Genomic DNA, 17,253 nt, shown 5'->3' on the forward strand with positions numbered 1-17,253 from the left:
GGCGACCAACGTGGGCGCAGCAATCACCGGTTCCAACGGTGGCACCTTCACGCTGAACGCTGACGGTTCGTACTCGTTCAATCCTGGTTCGGCCTTTAACAACCTGGGCGCCAACCAGACGGCCACGTCGTCGATCACCTACACCGTCTCCGACGGCGAAGGCGGCACGTCGACCGCGACCTTGACGGTCACGATCACTGGCACCAACGACACCCCGATCCTCACCCCGGGCGTCACGCTGGATGACCAAGCCAACAACGACGGCCAAGCCATCACCCCGGTGAACATCTCCGGTCAGTTCACCGATGTGGACTCGGGCGATGTGCTGACGTACTCGGCCAATGGTCTGCCCCCGGGCCTGACCATCGATCCCAAGACCGGCATCATCTCCGGCACGCTCGACAAGTCGGCCTCGCAAGGTGGCAATGAAGGCGTCTACGCCGTCACCATCACGGCGACCGACAAGTCCGGCGCCTCGGTGTCGCAAGACTTCTCGTGGGACGTCAAGAACCCTGCCCCGACCGCGGTCAACGATTCGGGCAGCACCAAGCAAGGCGTCGGCCTCTCCGCCGATGCGGCGCACGGCGTGCTGTCCAACGACACCGATCCGGACGGCGACACCCTGCACGTCTCGGCCGTCAACGGCCAAGCGGCTGGCGTCGGCAAGGCCATCACCGGCTCCAACGGCGGCACCTTCACGCTGAACGCCGACGGTTCGTACTCGTTCAACCCGGGCTCCGCGTTCCAGCATCTGGCCAATGGCGCCAGCGCCACGACGTCGATCTCCTACACCGTCTCGGACGGCGAAGGCGGCCTCTCGACGGCGACGCTGACCGTGACCGTCACGGGCACGAACTCGGGTCCCACGTCGACCGTCATCGCCGACCAGACCGGCGTGGACTCGCAGACGGTCACGAGCGTGGATCTGTCCAGCCACTTCAAGGACGTGGACCTGGCGACCGGCGACAAACTGACGTTCAGCGCGTCCGGCTTGCCGAAGGGCCTGACGATCGATCCGAACACCGGCATCATCAGCGGCAAGATCGATCATTCCGCTTCGCAACTGGGCGGCACCGGCGTTCACACGATCACCGTCACCGCCACCGACAAGGCTGGCCTGTCGACGACCCAGACCTTCAAGTGGAACATCACGAATCCGCTGCCCCAGGCTCAGAACGACCAGGGCACGACGGACGAGGATACGACGCTGAGGGTGACGGACGCCAAGAAGGGCGTGCTTGCCAATGACGTGGATCCCGATGGCGACCCGCTGCAGGTTTCCGCTGTGGGCGGCAATGCCAACAGCGTGGGCAAGTCGATTGCCGGCCTGAATGGCGGCACGTTCACCATCAACGCCGACGGCACCTACACGTTCAACCCGGGCAACGACTTCCAGTACCTGAACGCCAACCAGACCGCACAGTCGTCGATCTGGTACACGGTGTCCGACGGCGAAGGCGGCACCAGCCAGGCCCTGCTGACGGTCACCGTCACGGGCAAGAACGACGTCGCCACGATCGGTGGCGCGGGCTCGGGCACGGTGTACGAGGACTCCCCGGCGTTTGCGAGCGGCAAGCTGACCGTGACCGATCCGGATGCCGGCCAGAGCTTCGTGCAGCCCCGCACCGCCGTGCAGGGCACTTACGGCACGTTCACCGTGGACGCCAACGGCAACTGGACCTACCAGCTCAACAACGCGCTGGCCGCCGTGCAGAACCTGAAGGCCGGCCAGACCCTGAGCGAAGTGTTCACGGTCACGTCCCAGGACGGCACCGCGACCAAGCCGGTCAACGTCACCATCGTGGGCACGAACGACGCGCCGATTTCGGGCGACGCGGAAGCGCACTCGACCGTCAACGCCTCGTACACGCTCAAGGTGTCCGACTTCCCGTTCAATGACGGCGTCGAAAATGACGGCTTCCAGAGCGTGGTCATCACCCGCATCCCGGGCGCCGGCGAAGGCACGCTGACCTTTGGCGGCCAACCCGTGACGGCTGGCCAGGTCATCTCTGTTGCCGACATCCAGTCGGGCAAGCTGGTGTTCACCCCGGCCACCGCGGGCGGCGATGCCACGTTCGACTTCTCGGTCCGTGATGCCGGCGGCACCGCGAACGGCGGACAGAACACCTCGGCCGAGCACACCTTCACGCTGTCCACGGACAAGCTGGCGGTGGGCAACAACACCTCCAACACGGACATCAACGGCGGTGGCGGCAACGACATCCTCGTGGGCGACCGTGGCGGTTCCGTGACGGCCGTCGAGCCGGGCAAGAACTACAACATCTCGCTCATCGTCGACGTGTCGGGCAGCATGACCGAGAAGATCGGCAACACGAACGTGACGCGGATCGCCCTGTTGAAGAGTTCGCTCGTCGCACTGGCCAATCAGCTGTCGAACCATGACGGCGTCGTGAACGTACGCCTCATTCCGTTCTCGGACAAGGCGCAGAGCGGTGTCACGATCAACAACCTGAGCAAGGCCAATGTCCAGCTGTTGCTCGACGCCATCGACGGATTGAAGGCCGACGGCAACACCAACTATCAGGACGCCTTCAACAAGGCCGTAAGCTGGTTCAACTCGCAGGTTTCGGGCGGCAAGGACGCGGATCACAACTACCAGAACCTGACGTTCTTCCTGACGGACGGCAACCCCAACGTCTACGGCACCAGCGGCAACCAAAGCAACGGCGCAATGCAGCAGGCCATCGATGCAGCCAAGCCCCTGGTGGATGGATCCGGCGTGCTGGTGGGTGGCAACAAGGTCGTGATGTATGGCATTGGCATTGGCACCGGGGTCAACAGCGACTACCTGCGGTTCTTTGACAATACCAACGCCACGGGCCAGGGTTCGACGAAGGTTACGGAAGGCAGCGGCTGCAACTCCTCGGAATACACCGTCAACGGTACGGTGGGTCAGCCCCAGATCGTCAACAGCGCCAACGAGCTGAACGCCGCTCTGCAAGGCGGCCAGACGACGACGGACCCGGCGCCGGTTTCCGGCGACACGATCCATGGCGGTGATGGCAACGACATCATCTTCGGCGACACCATCAACACCGACCATCTGTCGTGGACCGGCAATGCCGCAGGCAGCCATAACGGCCAAGGCTGGCAGGCGCTGGTGGACTACATGACCGCGCAGAAGGGCGGCGTCGCGCCGACGACCCTGGAGCTCTACAACTACCTGCAGCAGCACAGCGCCGAGTTCGACAAGGCCGGCGACACGCGCGGCGGAGACGACTTCCTGTACGGCGGCAAGGGCGACGACACCCTCTTCGGCCAAGGCGGCAATGACTACCTGCATGGCGGCGAGGGCAACGACACCCTCTACGGCGGCACGGGCAATGACGTCCTGGTCGGCGGCAAGGGCAACGACATCCTCGTCGGCGGCGCGGGCAGCGACACCTTCCGTTGGGAACTCAACGATCAGGGCACGGCGGCCGCACCCGCCGTCGACCGGATCAAGGATTTCTCGACGGCCACGCCCGCCAACAATGGCGACGTGCTGGACCTGCGCGACCTGCTGCAGCAAGAAGAGTCCAACCCGCTGACCAACTACCTGCAGGTCAAGAAGGAAGGCAGCAACACCGTCATCAATGTGAGCACCAATGGCGATCTCGCCCACAACATCGACCAGAAGATCATTCTGGAGAATGTGGACCTGACCAACAATGGTTCGCTGACCAGCGCCCAAGTCATCAATGACCTGATGAACAAGGGTAAACTGATCGTCGATCACAACTGACCCACGCGCCACGCGCTCCGGCCTTTGCGGGCCGGAGCGCGGCCTTTTGCCGGTATCCCATGCCCAAGCATTTTTTTGAACGCGACCAGCTTCTTGCCTGGTTCAAAGGAAACGCCGCCGCGGCCGACTACGTGGACATGGTGTGCCGCATTGCGCATCTCTGGGACGATCTCATCGACCGCGACAAGGAAGTCCCGGATGACGAGATCAACCAGGGCTTTTTCGAGGCGCTCATCAAGCTGCCGCGCAATCCGTTCTACCGCACGCATTTCGATCACCTGAACGCCGTGCTCATCAACGCCGTCTCCAACTGGCAGATCGCGACCAAGCTCGAGCGCGAGGGCGGTGACTACGAAAAAAGCATCGCGTTTGTCCTGCGCTCTTCCTATGCCGACCTCATCACGCAGTCCGCGCTGATCGTGGGCGGTGAAAAATGGGCCTGCCAGGTCGGCGAAGAGGTCCGCAAGGCGACGCACGGCGAAACCTTCGATGGCTACATCAAAAATCTGTCGCAGGAGGCCTCGGACCGGACGCGCATGAAGGCCGCCCGGCAGGCAAAGAACAGCTAGTCCGAGCATGACCGCCCGGGAGATCGGCATCGACATGCGGCGACATCATCCGCACACTGATTCATGCCTGGCCGCCGCCCGCTTCGGCTGAAACGGGCCATCAGCCTGGCATTGCTTGGCCTTGCCTGCTGGTGGGGCGGCAGCTTTGCGATCGAAGTCGATGCCGTCAAGCTTCAAAAGCTGTCGGCCAGCCGCTATGGCGCGAAAGGCGCCAGGTCGGTCGACAACTGGCTGCAACTGCTGCGCACCCCTGCCCCCGCAACTGACCGCGACCGTCTAACCGTCGCCAACGATTTCTGGAACCGCGCCCTGCTGTCTGGCGAGGATTCCATCATCTGGAAGCAAGCCGATTACTGGGCCACGCCGCTGGAGTCGCTGGGCAAGGGCGCGGGCGATTGCGAAGACTACGTCATCGGCAAGTACTTCACCCTGCTCTCGATGGGCGTGCCGGCCAACAAGCTGCGTTTCATCTACGTACGCGCCCGGATCGGCGGCGCGGCCAGCAGCAGCCAGGTGGCCCACATGGTGCTGGGCTATTACGAAACCCCGAATGCCGTCCCGCTCGTGCTGGACAGCCTGATCTCAACCATCCTGCCGGCCACGCAGCGGCGCGACCTGACGCCGGTTTTCAGTTTCAACGCCGACGGCGTCTACGTGGACGGCAAGGCGGCCGCCCCTGTCGACCGCCTAAGCCGCTGGCGCGACCTACTTCAACGCATGGAACGGGAAGGCATCCGCCCCTGATGTCCGGAAACAAGACTATGTCCATACTTCGTCAGCTACTGCTCAGTGTGACCCTCGCCATCAGCGTGATTTTGCTGGGGACGCTGGCGCTCAGCGTCAATTCGGCGCGCGAGTACCTGTCGGGCCAGCTCCAGGTGCAAAGCACCGACGCGGCCGTCTCCCTGGCCCTGTCCTTGTCACAACCGGCGAACAACGACCCGGTCGTGCAGGAACTGCTGGTGTCGGCGCTGTACGACGGCGGCCACTTCTCGCTGGTGCGCCTGACGGATCCCGACGGCAAGGTGCTGATCGAACGCAAGTCGACGGCCACCGCCGCTTCCGTGCCGGCATGGTTCCAGGCGCTGGCGCCGCTGGATAGCCAGGCGGCCAGCCACGCGGTCAGCGACGGCTGGCGGCAGATCGGCGAAGTCACCCTTATTGCCAACGACGCCTACGCCTGGGAAGCCCTGTGGCGCAGCAGCTTGAAGATGATCGCGCTGGTCGTGGGCGCGGGCATCCTGTGGGCCATGTTTGCCTTCGTGCTGGTCGGGTGGATCAAGAACCGCCTGCTGCGCGAGATCAGCGACCACGTCCGCGGCATCGGCCGCGACGCGCCGGGCGAGCAGGTCGAGGCACGCGTGCCGGAACTGTCCGGCGTGGTGCAGGCGCTGAACCAGACGCGCGAACGCATCCATGCCAGCGTCGAGGAACAGAACGCCAAGATCGAGTCGCTGGAACTGGAGCTGAACCAGGACCCGGTGACCGGCCTGCCCAACCGCAAATACTTCGTCAACGAGTTCCGGCGCGCGCTGGAAACCCGGCCGGCGTCGGGAACGTCGCGGATCGACGGCGGGCATGTGCTGGTGTTCCGCCAGCGCGACCTGGCCGACCTGAACCGCCATATGCCGCGCGAATTCATCGACCAGTGGCTGCGCACCGCCTGCGAACGCATCCAGGGCACGCTCAAGCGCATGCACGTCGCGACGCCCATGCTGGCGCGGCTGAACGGCTCCGACTTTGCGCTGCTGCTGCCCGGCTGCGCGGCGCCCCAAGCCATGATGGTGGCCGAGCAGGTGCGCGCGGATCTGCATGCCTCGCGCATTCCGGTTGGCGAGGGCCATCTGTGCCGCTGGGCGCAGGCCATGACCGATTACGGACACAGCAGCCAGGCTGGCGCCGTGCTCGCGCGTCTGGATTTTGGTCTGATGCGCGCGGAAAGCGCCGGCAACGACCAGGTCGTGATCGCCGGCGCCACCGACATGCAATCGCCGTCGGAAGCGGGCGAACGCGCCTGGAAGGACGCCATCCAGACGGCGCTGGAAAACCGGCAGTTCGAACTGTCGACGGAACCGCTGCTGGCGCTGGACGGTCACGTCGTGCGCACCGAAGCCATGCTGATGCTGCGCACCGCGCCCGACCAGGAACCTATCCCGGCCACCCTCTTCATCCCGCCGGCGGTGCGGCTGGATCTGGTGGCGGAATGCGATCTGGAATCCGTGAGGCTCGGCCTGGAATGGCTGGCCAGCCATTCGGGCGAATTGGCCGTCCGCGTGGCGCTGCCCTCGCTGCGGGGCCAGAAGTTCCTGCGCCAGCTCGCGTTGCTGCTGACCGAGAACCGCCCCCTGGCGCGCCGCCTGTACGTGGAAATCGACGCGCACGGGCTAGTGGAATGCCACGAACAGATCACCGCGTTTGCGCGCGTGGCCGCAGAATTCGGCGCACACATCGGCGTGCGCCGGCTGGCGCAGCAGTTTGGCGCGGTGGCGCAGCTGCATACGCTGCCGTTGTCCTACGTGAAACTGGGCGGGGGATTCGTGGGCGGCATGTCGCAGAGCCCGGGCAGCCAGCAATTGACCGCGTCGGTGCTGGAAACGGCCCGTTCGCTGGGGATTGCGGTCTATGCGGAAGACGTGCCGGACGCCGAGACGCAGCGCATTCTGCACGGTCTGGGGATCGAGATCATGCGCGGTCAGGGCGTCAGGACGGCGGGCCAGGTTTAGGCCGGGCCGGCGCCCCTGCGAGGGGGCGCCGCGCCGGCATCGCGCTTAGCGCGCGGCCTGGCCCTTGGACTGTTCGTACAGCGGCATCACCTTCTGCGCGGCCGTTTGCAGGTCGCTGATGCGCGAAGCGGCCGACGGGTGGGTCGACAGGATCTCGGGCGGCGCGCTGCCCTGGCTGGCCGCGCCCATCTTCTGCCACAGCGTCACGGCGGCGCGCGGATCGAAGCCTGCCCTGGCCGCCAGTTCCACGCCCATCCGGTCCGCTTCGGTCTCGTGCGTGCGGCTGTTGGGCAAGGTGAACATCACGCTGGTCAACTCACCGCCCAGGTCCGACGCCGCCGGGGATCCCGTGGCGATTGCCAACACCTGCAGGCCCAGGTCGGTCGCCATCTGTTGCGACACGCGCTCACGCGCATGTTCACGCAAGGCGTGGGCGATTTCGTGGCCCAGCACCGCGGCCAGTTCATCATCGGTGGGTTTGATCTGCGAGATCAGGCCGGTGTAGACGGCGATCTTGCCGCCGGGCATGCACCAGGCGTTGACCTCGTTTTGGGACAGCACGTGGACTTCCCATTTCCAGTTGGCCGCATCCGGACGGAACACGCCCGCCTGTGCGATCAGGCGCTGCGAGATCTCGCGCACGCGCGCAAGCTGCTTGGCGTCGCGATCCAGCAGGCCCTTGTCCTTGGCTTCCTGCAGGATCTGGGCGTACTGCTGGTTCGCTTCCTGTTCCAGCGCCTGCGCCGGCACCATGCTGGACATGTATTGCTTGCGGTCGACGCCCACGGCGCCTGACTGCGTGGTGTTCATGCCGGTGCAGCCTGCCAGCACGGCCAGCGACAACACGGCCCCGGCATTGCGCAGAAAATGACGCTTCTGTTTCATGTCGGCCTCCAAGCCAATTCAACAACGGGAAAACGTATCAGACGGGGGCCGCGCCGCATTGTCCGCGATGGCGCAACGCGTGGTCGATCAGCACAAGCGCCAGCATGGCCTCGGCGATCGGCGTTGCGCGGATGCCCACGCACGGGTCGTGGCGGCCCAGCGTCTGCACCATCACCGGCTCGTTGGCGCGGTTGACGGAGCGGCGCTCGACGCGGATGCTGGACGTGGGTTTGATCGCGAGCGACACGGTAATGGGCTGGCCGGTCGAAATGCCGCCCAACACGCCCCCGGCGTGGTTGCTCAGGAAGCCATCGGGCGTGATCTCGTCGCCATGTTCCGACCCGCGCTGCGCGATGCAGTCGAAGCCGGCGCCAATAGAAACCCCCTTAACCGCGTTCAGACCCATCATGACGTGGGCAATGTCGGCGTCCAGGCGGTCGTAGATGGGCTCGCCCCAGCCGGCCGGCAGGTTCTCTGCCACGACTTCAATGCGCGCACCGATGGAATCGCCGTCCCGGCGCAACTGGTCCATGTAGGCTTCCAGTTCGGGGACGACCTCGGCGTTGGGCGCATAGAAGGGATTGTTGGGCACTTCGTCCCACGAAACGAACGGGATGGCGACAGGGCCCAGTTGGCTCATGTAGCCGCGGACCTTGACGCCGTATTGCTCGGCCAGCCACTTCTTGGCGATGGCGCCGGCTGCCACGGTGGGCGCGGTCAGCCGCGCCGAGGAACGTCCGCCGCCGCGCGGGTCGCGCACGCCAAATTTGCGCCAGTAGGCAAAATCGGCGTGGCCCGGGCGGAAGGTGTCCTGGATGTTGGAGTAGTCCTTGCTGCGCGCGTCGGTGTTGCGGATCAGCAGCCCGATCGGCGTGCCGGTGGTGACCCCTTCGTAGACGCCGGACAGGATCTCGACCTGGTCGGCTTCCTGGCGCTGCGTCACGTGGCGCGAGGTGCCCGGGCGGCGGCGGTCCAGTTCGAACTGGATGTCGGATACGTCCAGGGCCAGTCCGGGGGGACAGCCGTCCACGACGCAGCCGATGGCCGGCCCGTGGGATTCGCCGAAATTCGTGACGGTAAAGAGAGTACCTAGGGTATTGCCGGGCATAAGGAGTCAACAGGTCGGGTTTGCAAGCAACCCCGATTATGACACCGCCGCAGCCAAAGCCTGGATTTCAGCGGCGGGCGCCGGGCGCCCCAGCAGAAAGCCCTGCATCACGCGGCATCCCAACGACTTCAGGATTTCGCGCTGCCCTTCGGTTTCGACGCCTTCGGCCACGACCGGCAGGTGCATCGCCTGGCACAGGCCGAACAGGGCGGAGACCACTTCGCGGCTGCCGGCGTCCGATTCCAGGGCGGAAATGAAGCTGCGGTCGATCTTGACCCAGTCGATGGGCAGATGGCGCAGATGGTTCAGGCTGGAATAGCCGCAGCCAAAGTCATCCAGCGCCACGCCGATGCCCATCTCGCGCAGCGTGTTCAGGATCTTCACGTGCCGCTCGTAGTGCAGGATGAAGATAGATTCGGTGATCTCCAGCACCAGCTTGCGCGGCGACAACCGGGTGGCGGCCAGCACGTCCGACACAAGCTGCACCAGCCCGTCTTCGTTCATCTGCTTGACCGACAGGTTCACGTGGACCCGCCACGCCGTCGGCCACAACGCCGCCTGCGTGCACGCGCGCTCCAGGATCCAGGCGCCCAGCGGCACGATCAGGCCGCTGCGCTCGGCCAGTTCGATCGTCACGGCGGGCGACACACTGCCCAGCACGGGATGATGCCAGCGCAGCAGCGCTTCGCACCCCTGCACCACGCCGGTCGCGCTGTCGCAAACCGGCTGGTAATAGAGTTCGAACTGTTCCATGGCCGGCGTCGTCAGCGCCAGTCTCAAGTCGTTTTCCAGGCCCTGCTGGTCCCGCTGCCGCGCCAGCAGCCGGAAGTCGAAGAGATTCCAGCCCTCGCCGCCCCGATCCTTGAGCGGCACCATCGCCACCTGCACGCAGCGTTGCAATTCCTCGACGCTGCGGCCGTGGGCGGGATACAGGGCCGCGCCAATCCGGAAGACGGCAATCAGGGGACGCGCGCCCAATTCATACGGCGCGCTCAGGTCGGCGAGGAGCTTGGCGGACACCTGGGCGGCGCCCTCCTCGTCCACGCCGGGCACACAGACGGTGAACGAATCGGTCCCGGTGCGCGCGGCCATCCCGCCAAGCGTGCGTGCGACCAGGCTGATGCGATCCGCCACCTGAACCAAAAGCGCCTGGTCTTCGCCGGCGCGCAGCATGGCGCTGATCTGTGCGTAGTGTTCGAAACTGACGAGAAAAAAGGCGCCACGGCGCGTCGTGCCCTGCGGCTGGCCCAGCCAGACACGCACGCGACGATGCAACTCCTGTTGGCTAAGGAGGCCGGTCAGTTCATCCCGCGTCAGGCGGCGGCGTAGCGCACGCTCCCGGCGGAAGAACAGCAGACTGATCGCTGCAAGTGCGCCCGCGAGCGTCAGGCACAGTGCGAGCAGGTAACTCTCACGCACGGAGCCCCCCTATCCAAAAGCCCCCGGCGTTGCGACCCGATCTCGGGCCCGGGGGCTGTAACATATTTTAAATTATGCATTGTTTTCGCAAAAAAACGCCACATTTCGGAGGCAACGCGCCCCTTTCTCCTGACTTTCTTTGGATCCGATGGTGCTCGTAGCGGTCATGGCGGGGTCCTGGATTGGCGGTCGCTGGCCAGTCCTCTCGCCATGCCTCGACCCATCTACGACACCGCAACCCCAAAAATTAATACGCAGTGTCTCAATAGTTCTCAAACGGGCAATTCTCACGAACGAAATAATTGCACACCTTGTCTGATATAACCGAGGATTTCGTAATATTCTGTGCGTTCTGTGACAGGTCCCATTACAGTGTCAGCGTTGTCGGCTGTCGTTTCGTAACGTGTGTCACGTTTGATATCCAGGTCCCGGAAGCGACTCGCAAGTTCATGCCCACCCTACGCCGGCTGCTTTTATGCTCCGCCCTTCTGATCGGCTTCATCCTGCTGGGCGCCCAAGCCCTCGGGATGCTGGCGGCCCACCGCTATCTGAATACGCAGCTCGCCCAGCAAAGCGAATCGGGCGCGAACGCGCTCGCGTGGGCCTTGTCGCACAGTTCGGGCAGCCACCGCGAGCAGGTTGAGCTTGCCGATGAACTGTTCGGGCAGGGCCTGTATGCGCTGGTCAATATCACGAACGAAGGGAGCGGGCTGCGCGTAGAGCGCCGGGCGGGGCCGGCTGCCGCCGGCCGGGAGCGCGACTGGCGCGCCGCCTGGCTGAATATGGAAGCGCCGGCCGCTTCCCGGCCGTTCGTCATTCCGGGCGGCCAAGCCAAGGGCACCCTTACGGTGCAGGCCGACGCGCGCCTGGCTCGCGACACCCTCTGGCAAGGCGGCGTCCGGGTGCTGGGTCTGGTGCTGGCCGCCGCCGCCTTCTGGGCGCTGTTCGCCACCAATCTCGTGCGATGGATCGAGGCCCGCACGTCCCGCGACATCTGCGAACGTGTGCGCGCCCTGGCTCCCGGCGCCGACGCGCCGCTGAGCGGTTCGTGCGAAGTGCCCGGCGTGGATCAGGCGCTGGTCGACGCGCAGCGCCGTGTCGCCGCCACCGTCGAGGAACAGAATGCCCGCATCGAATCGCTGCAAAGCGAGATCTACCGGGATCCCATCTCGCGTCTGTCGAACCGCAAGCACTTTGTCGACCAGTTCAGGCTCGCGCTGGCCGACAAATCCGACGAGGCCGGCGGCCATCTGCTGATGTTCCGCCAGCGGGACCTCGCACAAATCAACCGCCACCTGTCGCGCGCATTCACTGACCAGTGGCTGCGCTCATCGTCGGACCGCCTGCGCAAGCTCGTGCAGGAATTCGGCGGCCCGGGCACGCTGATCGCCCGGATCAGCGGATCGGATTTCGCCCTCTTGCTGCCGCGCACATCGGCGCCGCAGGCCAGCGTGCTGGCCGAACGCGTGCGGCGCGAGTTGCGGTCGCTGCGCGTGCCCATGGACAAATACGGGTGGTGCCGCTGGGCGCTGGCCATGGCGGCGTTTGCCCCGGGCGACAACATGAGCGACATCCTGGCGCGTCTGGACCACGCACTTATGTGCGCCGAAAGCGCGGACGACGACCAGATCACCCCGGCAAGCCAGGCCGCCGACAGCACCCGCATCGGCGAATACAGTTGGCACGACGCGCTGGTCACGGCGCTGGAGCAGCACCGGTTCTCACTGTCTGCCCAGCCCCTGCATGACCTGTCCGGCGCCTTGCTGCACCACGAGGCCTGCCTGACGCTGCACGATGCCTCCGGCACCGATCCCGTGCCTGCCTCGATCTTCATGCCGCCAGCCGTGCGCCTGGGCCTGTCCGCCGAATGCGATATCCAGGCGATCCGCCTTGGCCTGGACTGGCTGTTCACCCATGACGGCGCGCTCACAGTGCCGGTATCGCTCGCCACTCTTGCGCAAGGATCGTTCTTCGCGCGCCTTGAACGCATGCTCGAGGACCGGCCCGCACTATCCACGCGCCTGATCCTCGAAGTCGACGCCGCAGGTCTCGTCGAACAAGGCGCCGACGTGCGCCAGCTCTGCGACATCGTCACGGGCGCCCGCGGACGAGTCGGGGTATCGCGGCTGTCGCAGCAGTTTGGCGCCATGGAGCACCTGCATGAATTCCCCGTCTCGTACGTGACGCTGAGCGGCAGTTTCATCAGCGGCATCCTGCAAAGCCCCGGCAGCCAGCACCTCGCGGCCACCGTGGTCACGACCGCGACGACGCTCGGCATGGCGGTCTATGCGGCCGACGTGCCCGACTCGGCCACGCAGCTCGTACTGGAAGAAATCGGCGTCCGTGCAATAAGCGGGCCTGTCGTAAACTCCGCCCGCGCGCATGACCTTGCGCACGATCACCAATGGGTTCCTAGTTGACGGAAGTATTGCTTCTTCGCACCCGCTGGCGTTTGCGCCGCCCTCGCGCAAGCCAGCCCGTCGCCTTCCGGACATCCGTCCGGTCGGGAATCGGGCTGCTGCTGTGCGCCTTCTTCTGGCCGGCCTACGCGCTCGCTTATGGGTTGAATGCCGACGCGCTGAATGCCGGCACGCTGACTACCGGCTATGACAACCTGCACTCGGGCCTGACCGCCGGCGTTGCAATCGCCTGCGCGATGGCATGCGGCGTGGCCTGGGCGCATACGCGCAACGCCCTGTATGCGGCGGGTGTGGCCTTCGCGCTGGTCGAAGGCCTGTTCCGTTCCCTGCCCGATCTGATGCCGCCCGGCGCGCTGCAGGCCGCCTCCTATGCCGCCCTGCTCGCCCTGACCTCGCCCCTGCTGCAGGGATCGCGCATTGCGGCCGGATTGGGCGCCGCGTGCCGGTGGGTCTGCATCGCACTCTCGGGCGTGGCGGCGCTGGCGTTGATCTTCGTGTACGAAACCGAATCGGGAATGCTGCCGGCGGCTATCGCCGGTGTATGCGCGGCGCTCAGCGTGCCGTTGGCGCTGTGGTTCCTGGCCAGCGCGGTACGGCAGCGGTCCGGCCGCCCGGCCAACCTGGCGCTGATGCTTGCCTTTGGGGTATCAGCCTGGATCCTCGGACACGACGCTTGGCGCGCAAGCGGGGCAGACGCCGCGGATGCAAGCTTCGAAGTGCTGAGACTGATGCTGGTGTCAGGCACGCTCGTGTGGCTGGCTCTGGAGGCATCCAACCGCGCCGCACCCGCGCCAAACAAGAGCGCCAGCTCCGACGCCGAACATCTGGCGCAAGGCGAACTGCGCCTGGCCGAACTTGCCGGCGCGCTGGACACGCAGCGGCAGATGAACGCGCTGATTTCGCACGAGTTGCGCGCGCCCCTGGCCACCATCAGCGCCGCGGCGCAATCCCTGGACATGATTCTCTCGGACAGCGGCGAAACCGTGGACACGCGGCTGGCGCGCATACACCGGTCGGTCGCACGCATGACCGAACTGATGGATCAGTTGTTGAACCAGGATCGCCTCGAGGAACACGCCTGGAGCCCGCGCGGCGAACAGACCGACATGGCCGAACTGGCGCGCGACGTGGTGAACGCCATGCGCCCGGATACCGCCCATGCCTTGGTGCTGGAAGCGCAGGCGCCGCAGCCGGTGTTCTGCGATCGCCCGCTCACCAGCGTCGTCGTGCGCAACCTGATCCACAACGCCATCAAGTATTCGCCGGCCAACGAGCCGGTGCGGATCGAAACAGGCCACACGCGGGTTGGCGACACATTCATGACGTGGGCCGCCGTGGTGGACCGTGGGCCCGGTATCGGGGAAGATGAGCAGGCTCGGATCTTTGAACCGCGCTTTCGGCGGTCCGCGCACCGCGAAACTCAGGGCATGGGGATAGGGCTGTACCTGGCCCGGCGCATCTGCCAAAGCCAGGGCGGATCGCTGACGATGCAAAGCAAGGTGGGCGTGGGCACGCGCTTTGTCATCACCCTGCCCGCCAGCGCGCCGTCAGCTTAGGCGCTGAGGTCGCTTAGGCCCGGAGGTGGCCTAAGCCGCGAACACGTAGCCCTGGCCGCGTACCGACAACACCGGCAGCTTAAGACCGGCGCTCTGCGCCTTGGCGCGCAAACGGCTCACCAGCACGTCGATGCGCCGCAATTCAAACCCGCCCGGACTGTCGGGCAGGAAGAGTTCGGCCAGTGCCTGGCGGCTGACGGCGCTGCCTGCTGCATCCATCAGCGCAACGAGGAACGTCCGTTCCTGCGCGCTCAGGTGCAGCGATGCGCCATCGGGCGCCACAAGAATCCAGCCGCCGTCCTGCAGCGACCAGTTCGTATCCGCCGAGGCGCGCGTTTCGGCGTCGGCCGGGCGCGGCGCCTTGGCCAGCCGCATGCGGCGCGCCAGGCTGCGGATGACCGAGCTGAGTTCCAGCAGATCCACCGGCTTGGTCATGTAGACGTCGGCCCCGCCTTCCAACCCGCGGACGCGGTCTTCCAGCGCGCTGCGGCCCGTCAGCATGACGATGCCCACCGGGCTCAGGGCGCGCAGGCGGGTCGCGACGGAAAAGCCGTCTTCGCCGGGAAGATGAGCGTCGAGAATGACGATGTCGCACGGCTGTTCCTGCAGGCGGCGGTAAAACGCCACTGCATTGTCACAGGCGAACGCCACGCGAAAGCCGTAGCCGCCCAAGCCCAACGCCAATTCCTCACGGAAGTCGGCGTCGTCCTCAAGCAGACCTATACATAGCAAACCATCTGCACCAGGCATATTCAGAGTGCTTTACATTGAAATTGTCGACAAACCCCTGGAGCGCCCACGCAACAAAAATGCCCCGGAGCCGGCAATCTTACGACTTTTACAATAGAAACGAATGATTGCAGCGAAAAAAACGGCGATATTTCACATTTTTGCCAAGGATTTTCCTTAATCCCGGCAATAACGCGTGATTAATACCGCCGACGATATCGCAAATCCATCCTCAGGACGAGCAACTCACTTCAATTCCGCCCGCCCAATCGGGCGGCAAGCCGGCATAGCGTTCAAAACCGTCCTGCGCGACGAACGGATTGCGCAGCAGTTTCATGAGCGTTTCAATTTCGCTGGCGTCGCCAGCTTTGGCCGCGCGAATCGCCTCTTCCGCCAGATGGTTACGCAGCACATATAACGGATTCACGCCATTCATGGCGGCCGCCGTTTCCGCGGCGGGCCTTCCGTCCTGTGCATGGCGTGCCAACAGGCGGTCAAGCCAGGCGCCGGCGGCGGGCCGGTCAATAAACAAATCTTCAAAACCGCTGCGCTGCCCTTGCGTGGCATCGGCCAGCCGCCGCCACGACAGCGTAAAGTCCGCCTGATTGGCGTCCATCAGTTTAAGCAGATCGTCCAGCAGCGCTTCATCTTCCGGCCGCCACGCCGCCAATCCCATCTTGGCGCCCATCTTGTCATGGAAGGCGCGCGTAAAAATGGCTTCGAATTCGTCCAGCACCGCCCGAAGCGCGTCGGCGTCCTGGACCAGCATGTGCAGACTGCCGCCCAGCCGATACAGGTTCCACAGCGCCACGGAAGGCTGCCGATTCCAGGAGTAGCGTCCCTCGGCATCCGAATGGTTGCAAATATGGCCCAGCCGGAATCCGTCCATGAAACCATAAGGACCGTAATCCAGCGTCAGCCCCAGGATCGACATATTGTCGGTATTCATGACGCCGTGGCAAAACCCGACTGCCTGCCAGTCCGCCATCAGCAACGCCGTGCGCCGCGTGACTTCCCGCAGCAGATTCACGTACCGTGCGGTATCGGACGCCGAATCCCCCATCTGCACCTCGCGGCATTCTGGGTAGTAGCGGTCGATCACATAATCGGCCAGCGTTTTCAGCAGGTCGGGCTGGCGCCGCGACGACCAATGTTCAAACGAGCCGAATCTGACAAAACTGGGCGACATCCGGGTCACGATCGCCGCAGTCTCGACGGTCTCGCGCATTACCGGATCATCGGAGACAACCAGCGCCAGGGCACGCGTGGTGGGCACGCCCAGCCCGAACATGGCCTCGCTGGCCAAATATTCGCGCACGGACGACCGCAACACGGCCCGCCCGTCCCCCATTCGCGAATACGGCGTCATGCCGGAACCCTTGAGCTGCAGCTCCCAAGCGCCCGCGGGCCCTTGAACTTCCCCCAGGAGATGCGCCCGTCCATCGCCAAGCTGACCCGCCCACACCCCGAACTGGTGGCCGCTATAGACGGCCGCAAGCGTATCGCCGCCCGGCATAGGTTGGCCGCCGGAAAATACCTGCAGGAATTCGGGGGTGGTCAGGACCGACGGATCCAGGCCGATCAGAGCGGCCGCCTGCTCGTTGGCATGCAGCAGACGAGGATTGTTCAGCCCACGCGGCGCCAGCCGGGTGTAGAAGGCTTCGGGCAGAGCTGCAAAAGAATTGACGGCTTGCAGTTCGGACAGGGACAGGGCGTTCATGCGCGTTGACTCCGGGCAGCGCGCTTGGCGGGCCGCACATAGAAGATGGCGCTGAGGAAAAAGGTGGTGGACAAGATGATCTCGCCCCACGCCATCAAGACGGACAGCGGCGCCGGATCCGACATGGCGCGCACCACGCCTTCCATCAGATACAGCAGCGACAGCATGGCCGCCCACTGATAAGTGTAGAGATTGCCGCGCACGATGCCGCGCAGCGGAAACGCCAGCGGCAAGGCTTTCAGCAGCATCCAGGAACCGCCCGGCCGCACGGGCGCCACCACGGTTTCCCAGGCGACGCACAACACGATCAGGGCAAACAATGAAACCGAGGCCACGAGGCGCAGGCGGGGGTTGAGTTCGGGATTCATGCTGCTATTAT

12 protein-coding genes are annotated in these 17,253 nt (G+C 65.1%); 6 read left to right on the plus strand and 6 right to left on the minus strand.

Features of this window, described 5'->3' with window-relative positions:
• From AC6LJW_RS01825 to AC6LJW_RS01840, 4 genes are all read left to right on the plus strand, one after another.
• Nucleotides 1-3,745 (plus strand): cadherin-like domain-containing protein (locus tag AC6LJW_RS01825; protein WP_498086335.1); only part of this gene is annotated, 3,745 nt, incomplete at its 5' end.
• 59 nt (nucleotides 3,746-3,804) lie between these two features.
• Nucleotides 3,805-4,314, plus strand: a complete 510-nt coding sequence (locus tag AC6LJW_RS01830; protein ID WP_056571298.1) for a hypothetical protein — start codon at nucleotides 3,805-3,807, stop codon at nucleotides 4,312-4,314.
• 63 nt (nucleotides 4,315-4,377) lie between these two features.
• On the plus strand, nucleotides 4,378-5,058 hold the full coding sequence (locus AC6LJW_RS01835) for a transglutaminase-like cysteine peptidase (RefSeq protein WP_427987142.1): 681 nt from the start codon (nucleotides 4,378-4,380) through the stop codon (nucleotides 5,056-5,058).
• 17 nt (nucleotides 5,059-5,075) lie between these two features.
• The gene (locus AC6LJW_RS01840) at nucleotides 5,076-7,037 is read left to right on the plus strand and encodes a bifunctional diguanylate cyclase/phosphodiesterase (protein WP_498086336.1); all 1,962 of its coding nucleotides are present in this window, start codon (nucleotides 5,076-5,078) and stop codon (nucleotides 7,035-7,037) included.
• 45 nt (nucleotides 7,038-7,082) lie between these two features.
• Here the strand turns inward: AC6LJW_RS01840 and AC6LJW_RS01845 are convergent, their stop codons facing one another.
• Genes AC6LJW_RS01845 through AC6LJW_RS01855 form a run of 3 tightly spaced genes read right to left on the minus strand, consistent with a single transcriptional unit; the run spans nucleotide 7,083 to nucleotide 10,449 of the window.
• The gene (locus AC6LJW_RS01845; protein ID WP_056571587.1) at nucleotides 7,083-7,922 is read right to left on the minus strand and encodes a M48 family metallopeptidase; all 840 of its coding nucleotides are present in this window, start codon (nucleotides 7,920-7,922) and stop codon (nucleotides 7,083-7,085) included.
• 37 nt (nucleotides 7,923-7,959) lie between these two features.
• Nucleotides 7,960-9,030 carry a chorismate synthase gene (gene aroC, locus AC6LJW_RS01850; protein WP_056571304.1) on the minus strand — a complete coding sequence of 357 codons (1,071 nt, stop codon included), beginning with the start codon at nucleotides 9,028-9,030 and terminating at the stop codon, nucleotides 7,960-7,962.
• Between the two features lie 36 nt (nucleotides 9,031-9,066).
• Nucleotides 9,067-10,449, minus strand: a complete 1,383-nt coding sequence (locus AC6LJW_RS01855) for a putative bifunctional diguanylate cyclase/phosphodiesterase (protein ID WP_056571306.1) — start codon at nucleotides 10,447-10,449, stop codon at nucleotides 9,067-9,069.
• Nucleotides 10,450-10,898: 449 nt separating this feature from the next.
• On the opposite strand from AC6LJW_RS01855, the gene AC6LJW_RS01860 reads away from it, so the two are divergent.
• Complete coding sequence (locus tag AC6LJW_RS01860; RefSeq protein WP_498086337.1) at nucleotides 10,899-12,869, plus strand: bifunctional diguanylate cyclase/phosphodiesterase; 1,971 nt, start codon at nucleotides 10,899-10,901, stop codon at nucleotides 12,867-12,869.
• 8 nt (nucleotides 12,870-12,877) lie between these two features.
• Entirely contained in the window at nucleotides 12,878-14,425 is a 1,548-nt protein-coding gene (locus AC6LJW_RS01865) for a sensor histidine kinase (protein ID WP_498086338.1), read from the plus strand.
• A 30-nt stretch (nucleotides 14,426-14,455) separates the two neighbouring features.
• Here the strand turns inward: AC6LJW_RS01865 and AC6LJW_RS01870 are convergent, their stop codons facing one another.
• From AC6LJW_RS01870 to AC6LJW_RS01880, 3 genes are all read right to left on the minus strand, one after another.
• Complete coding sequence (locus AC6LJW_RS01870) at nucleotides 14,456-15,175, minus strand: response regulator transcription factor (protein WP_043518814.1); 720 nt, start codon at nucleotides 15,173-15,175, stop codon at nucleotides 14,456-14,458.
• Between the two features lie 211 nt (nucleotides 15,176-15,386).
• On the minus strand, nucleotides 15,387-16,874 hold the full coding sequence (locus AC6LJW_RS01875; protein ID WP_498086339.1) for a protein adenylyltransferase SelO: 1,488 nt from the start codon (nucleotides 16,872-16,874) through the stop codon (nucleotides 15,387-15,389).
• Nucleotides 16,871-17,242 (minus strand): DUF2069 domain-containing protein, encoded by a 372-nt coding sequence (locus tag AC6LJW_RS01880; RefSeq protein WP_056571311.1) that lies wholly within the window; start codon nucleotides 17,240-17,242, stop codon nucleotides 16,871-16,873. Before AC6LJW_RS01880 ends, AC6LJW_RS01875 begins: the two co-directional genes overlap by 4 nt.
• Nucleotides 17,243-17,253: the final 11 nt, after the last annotated feature.

The organism is Achromobacter sp. 1012554356 (assembly GCF_059760815.1).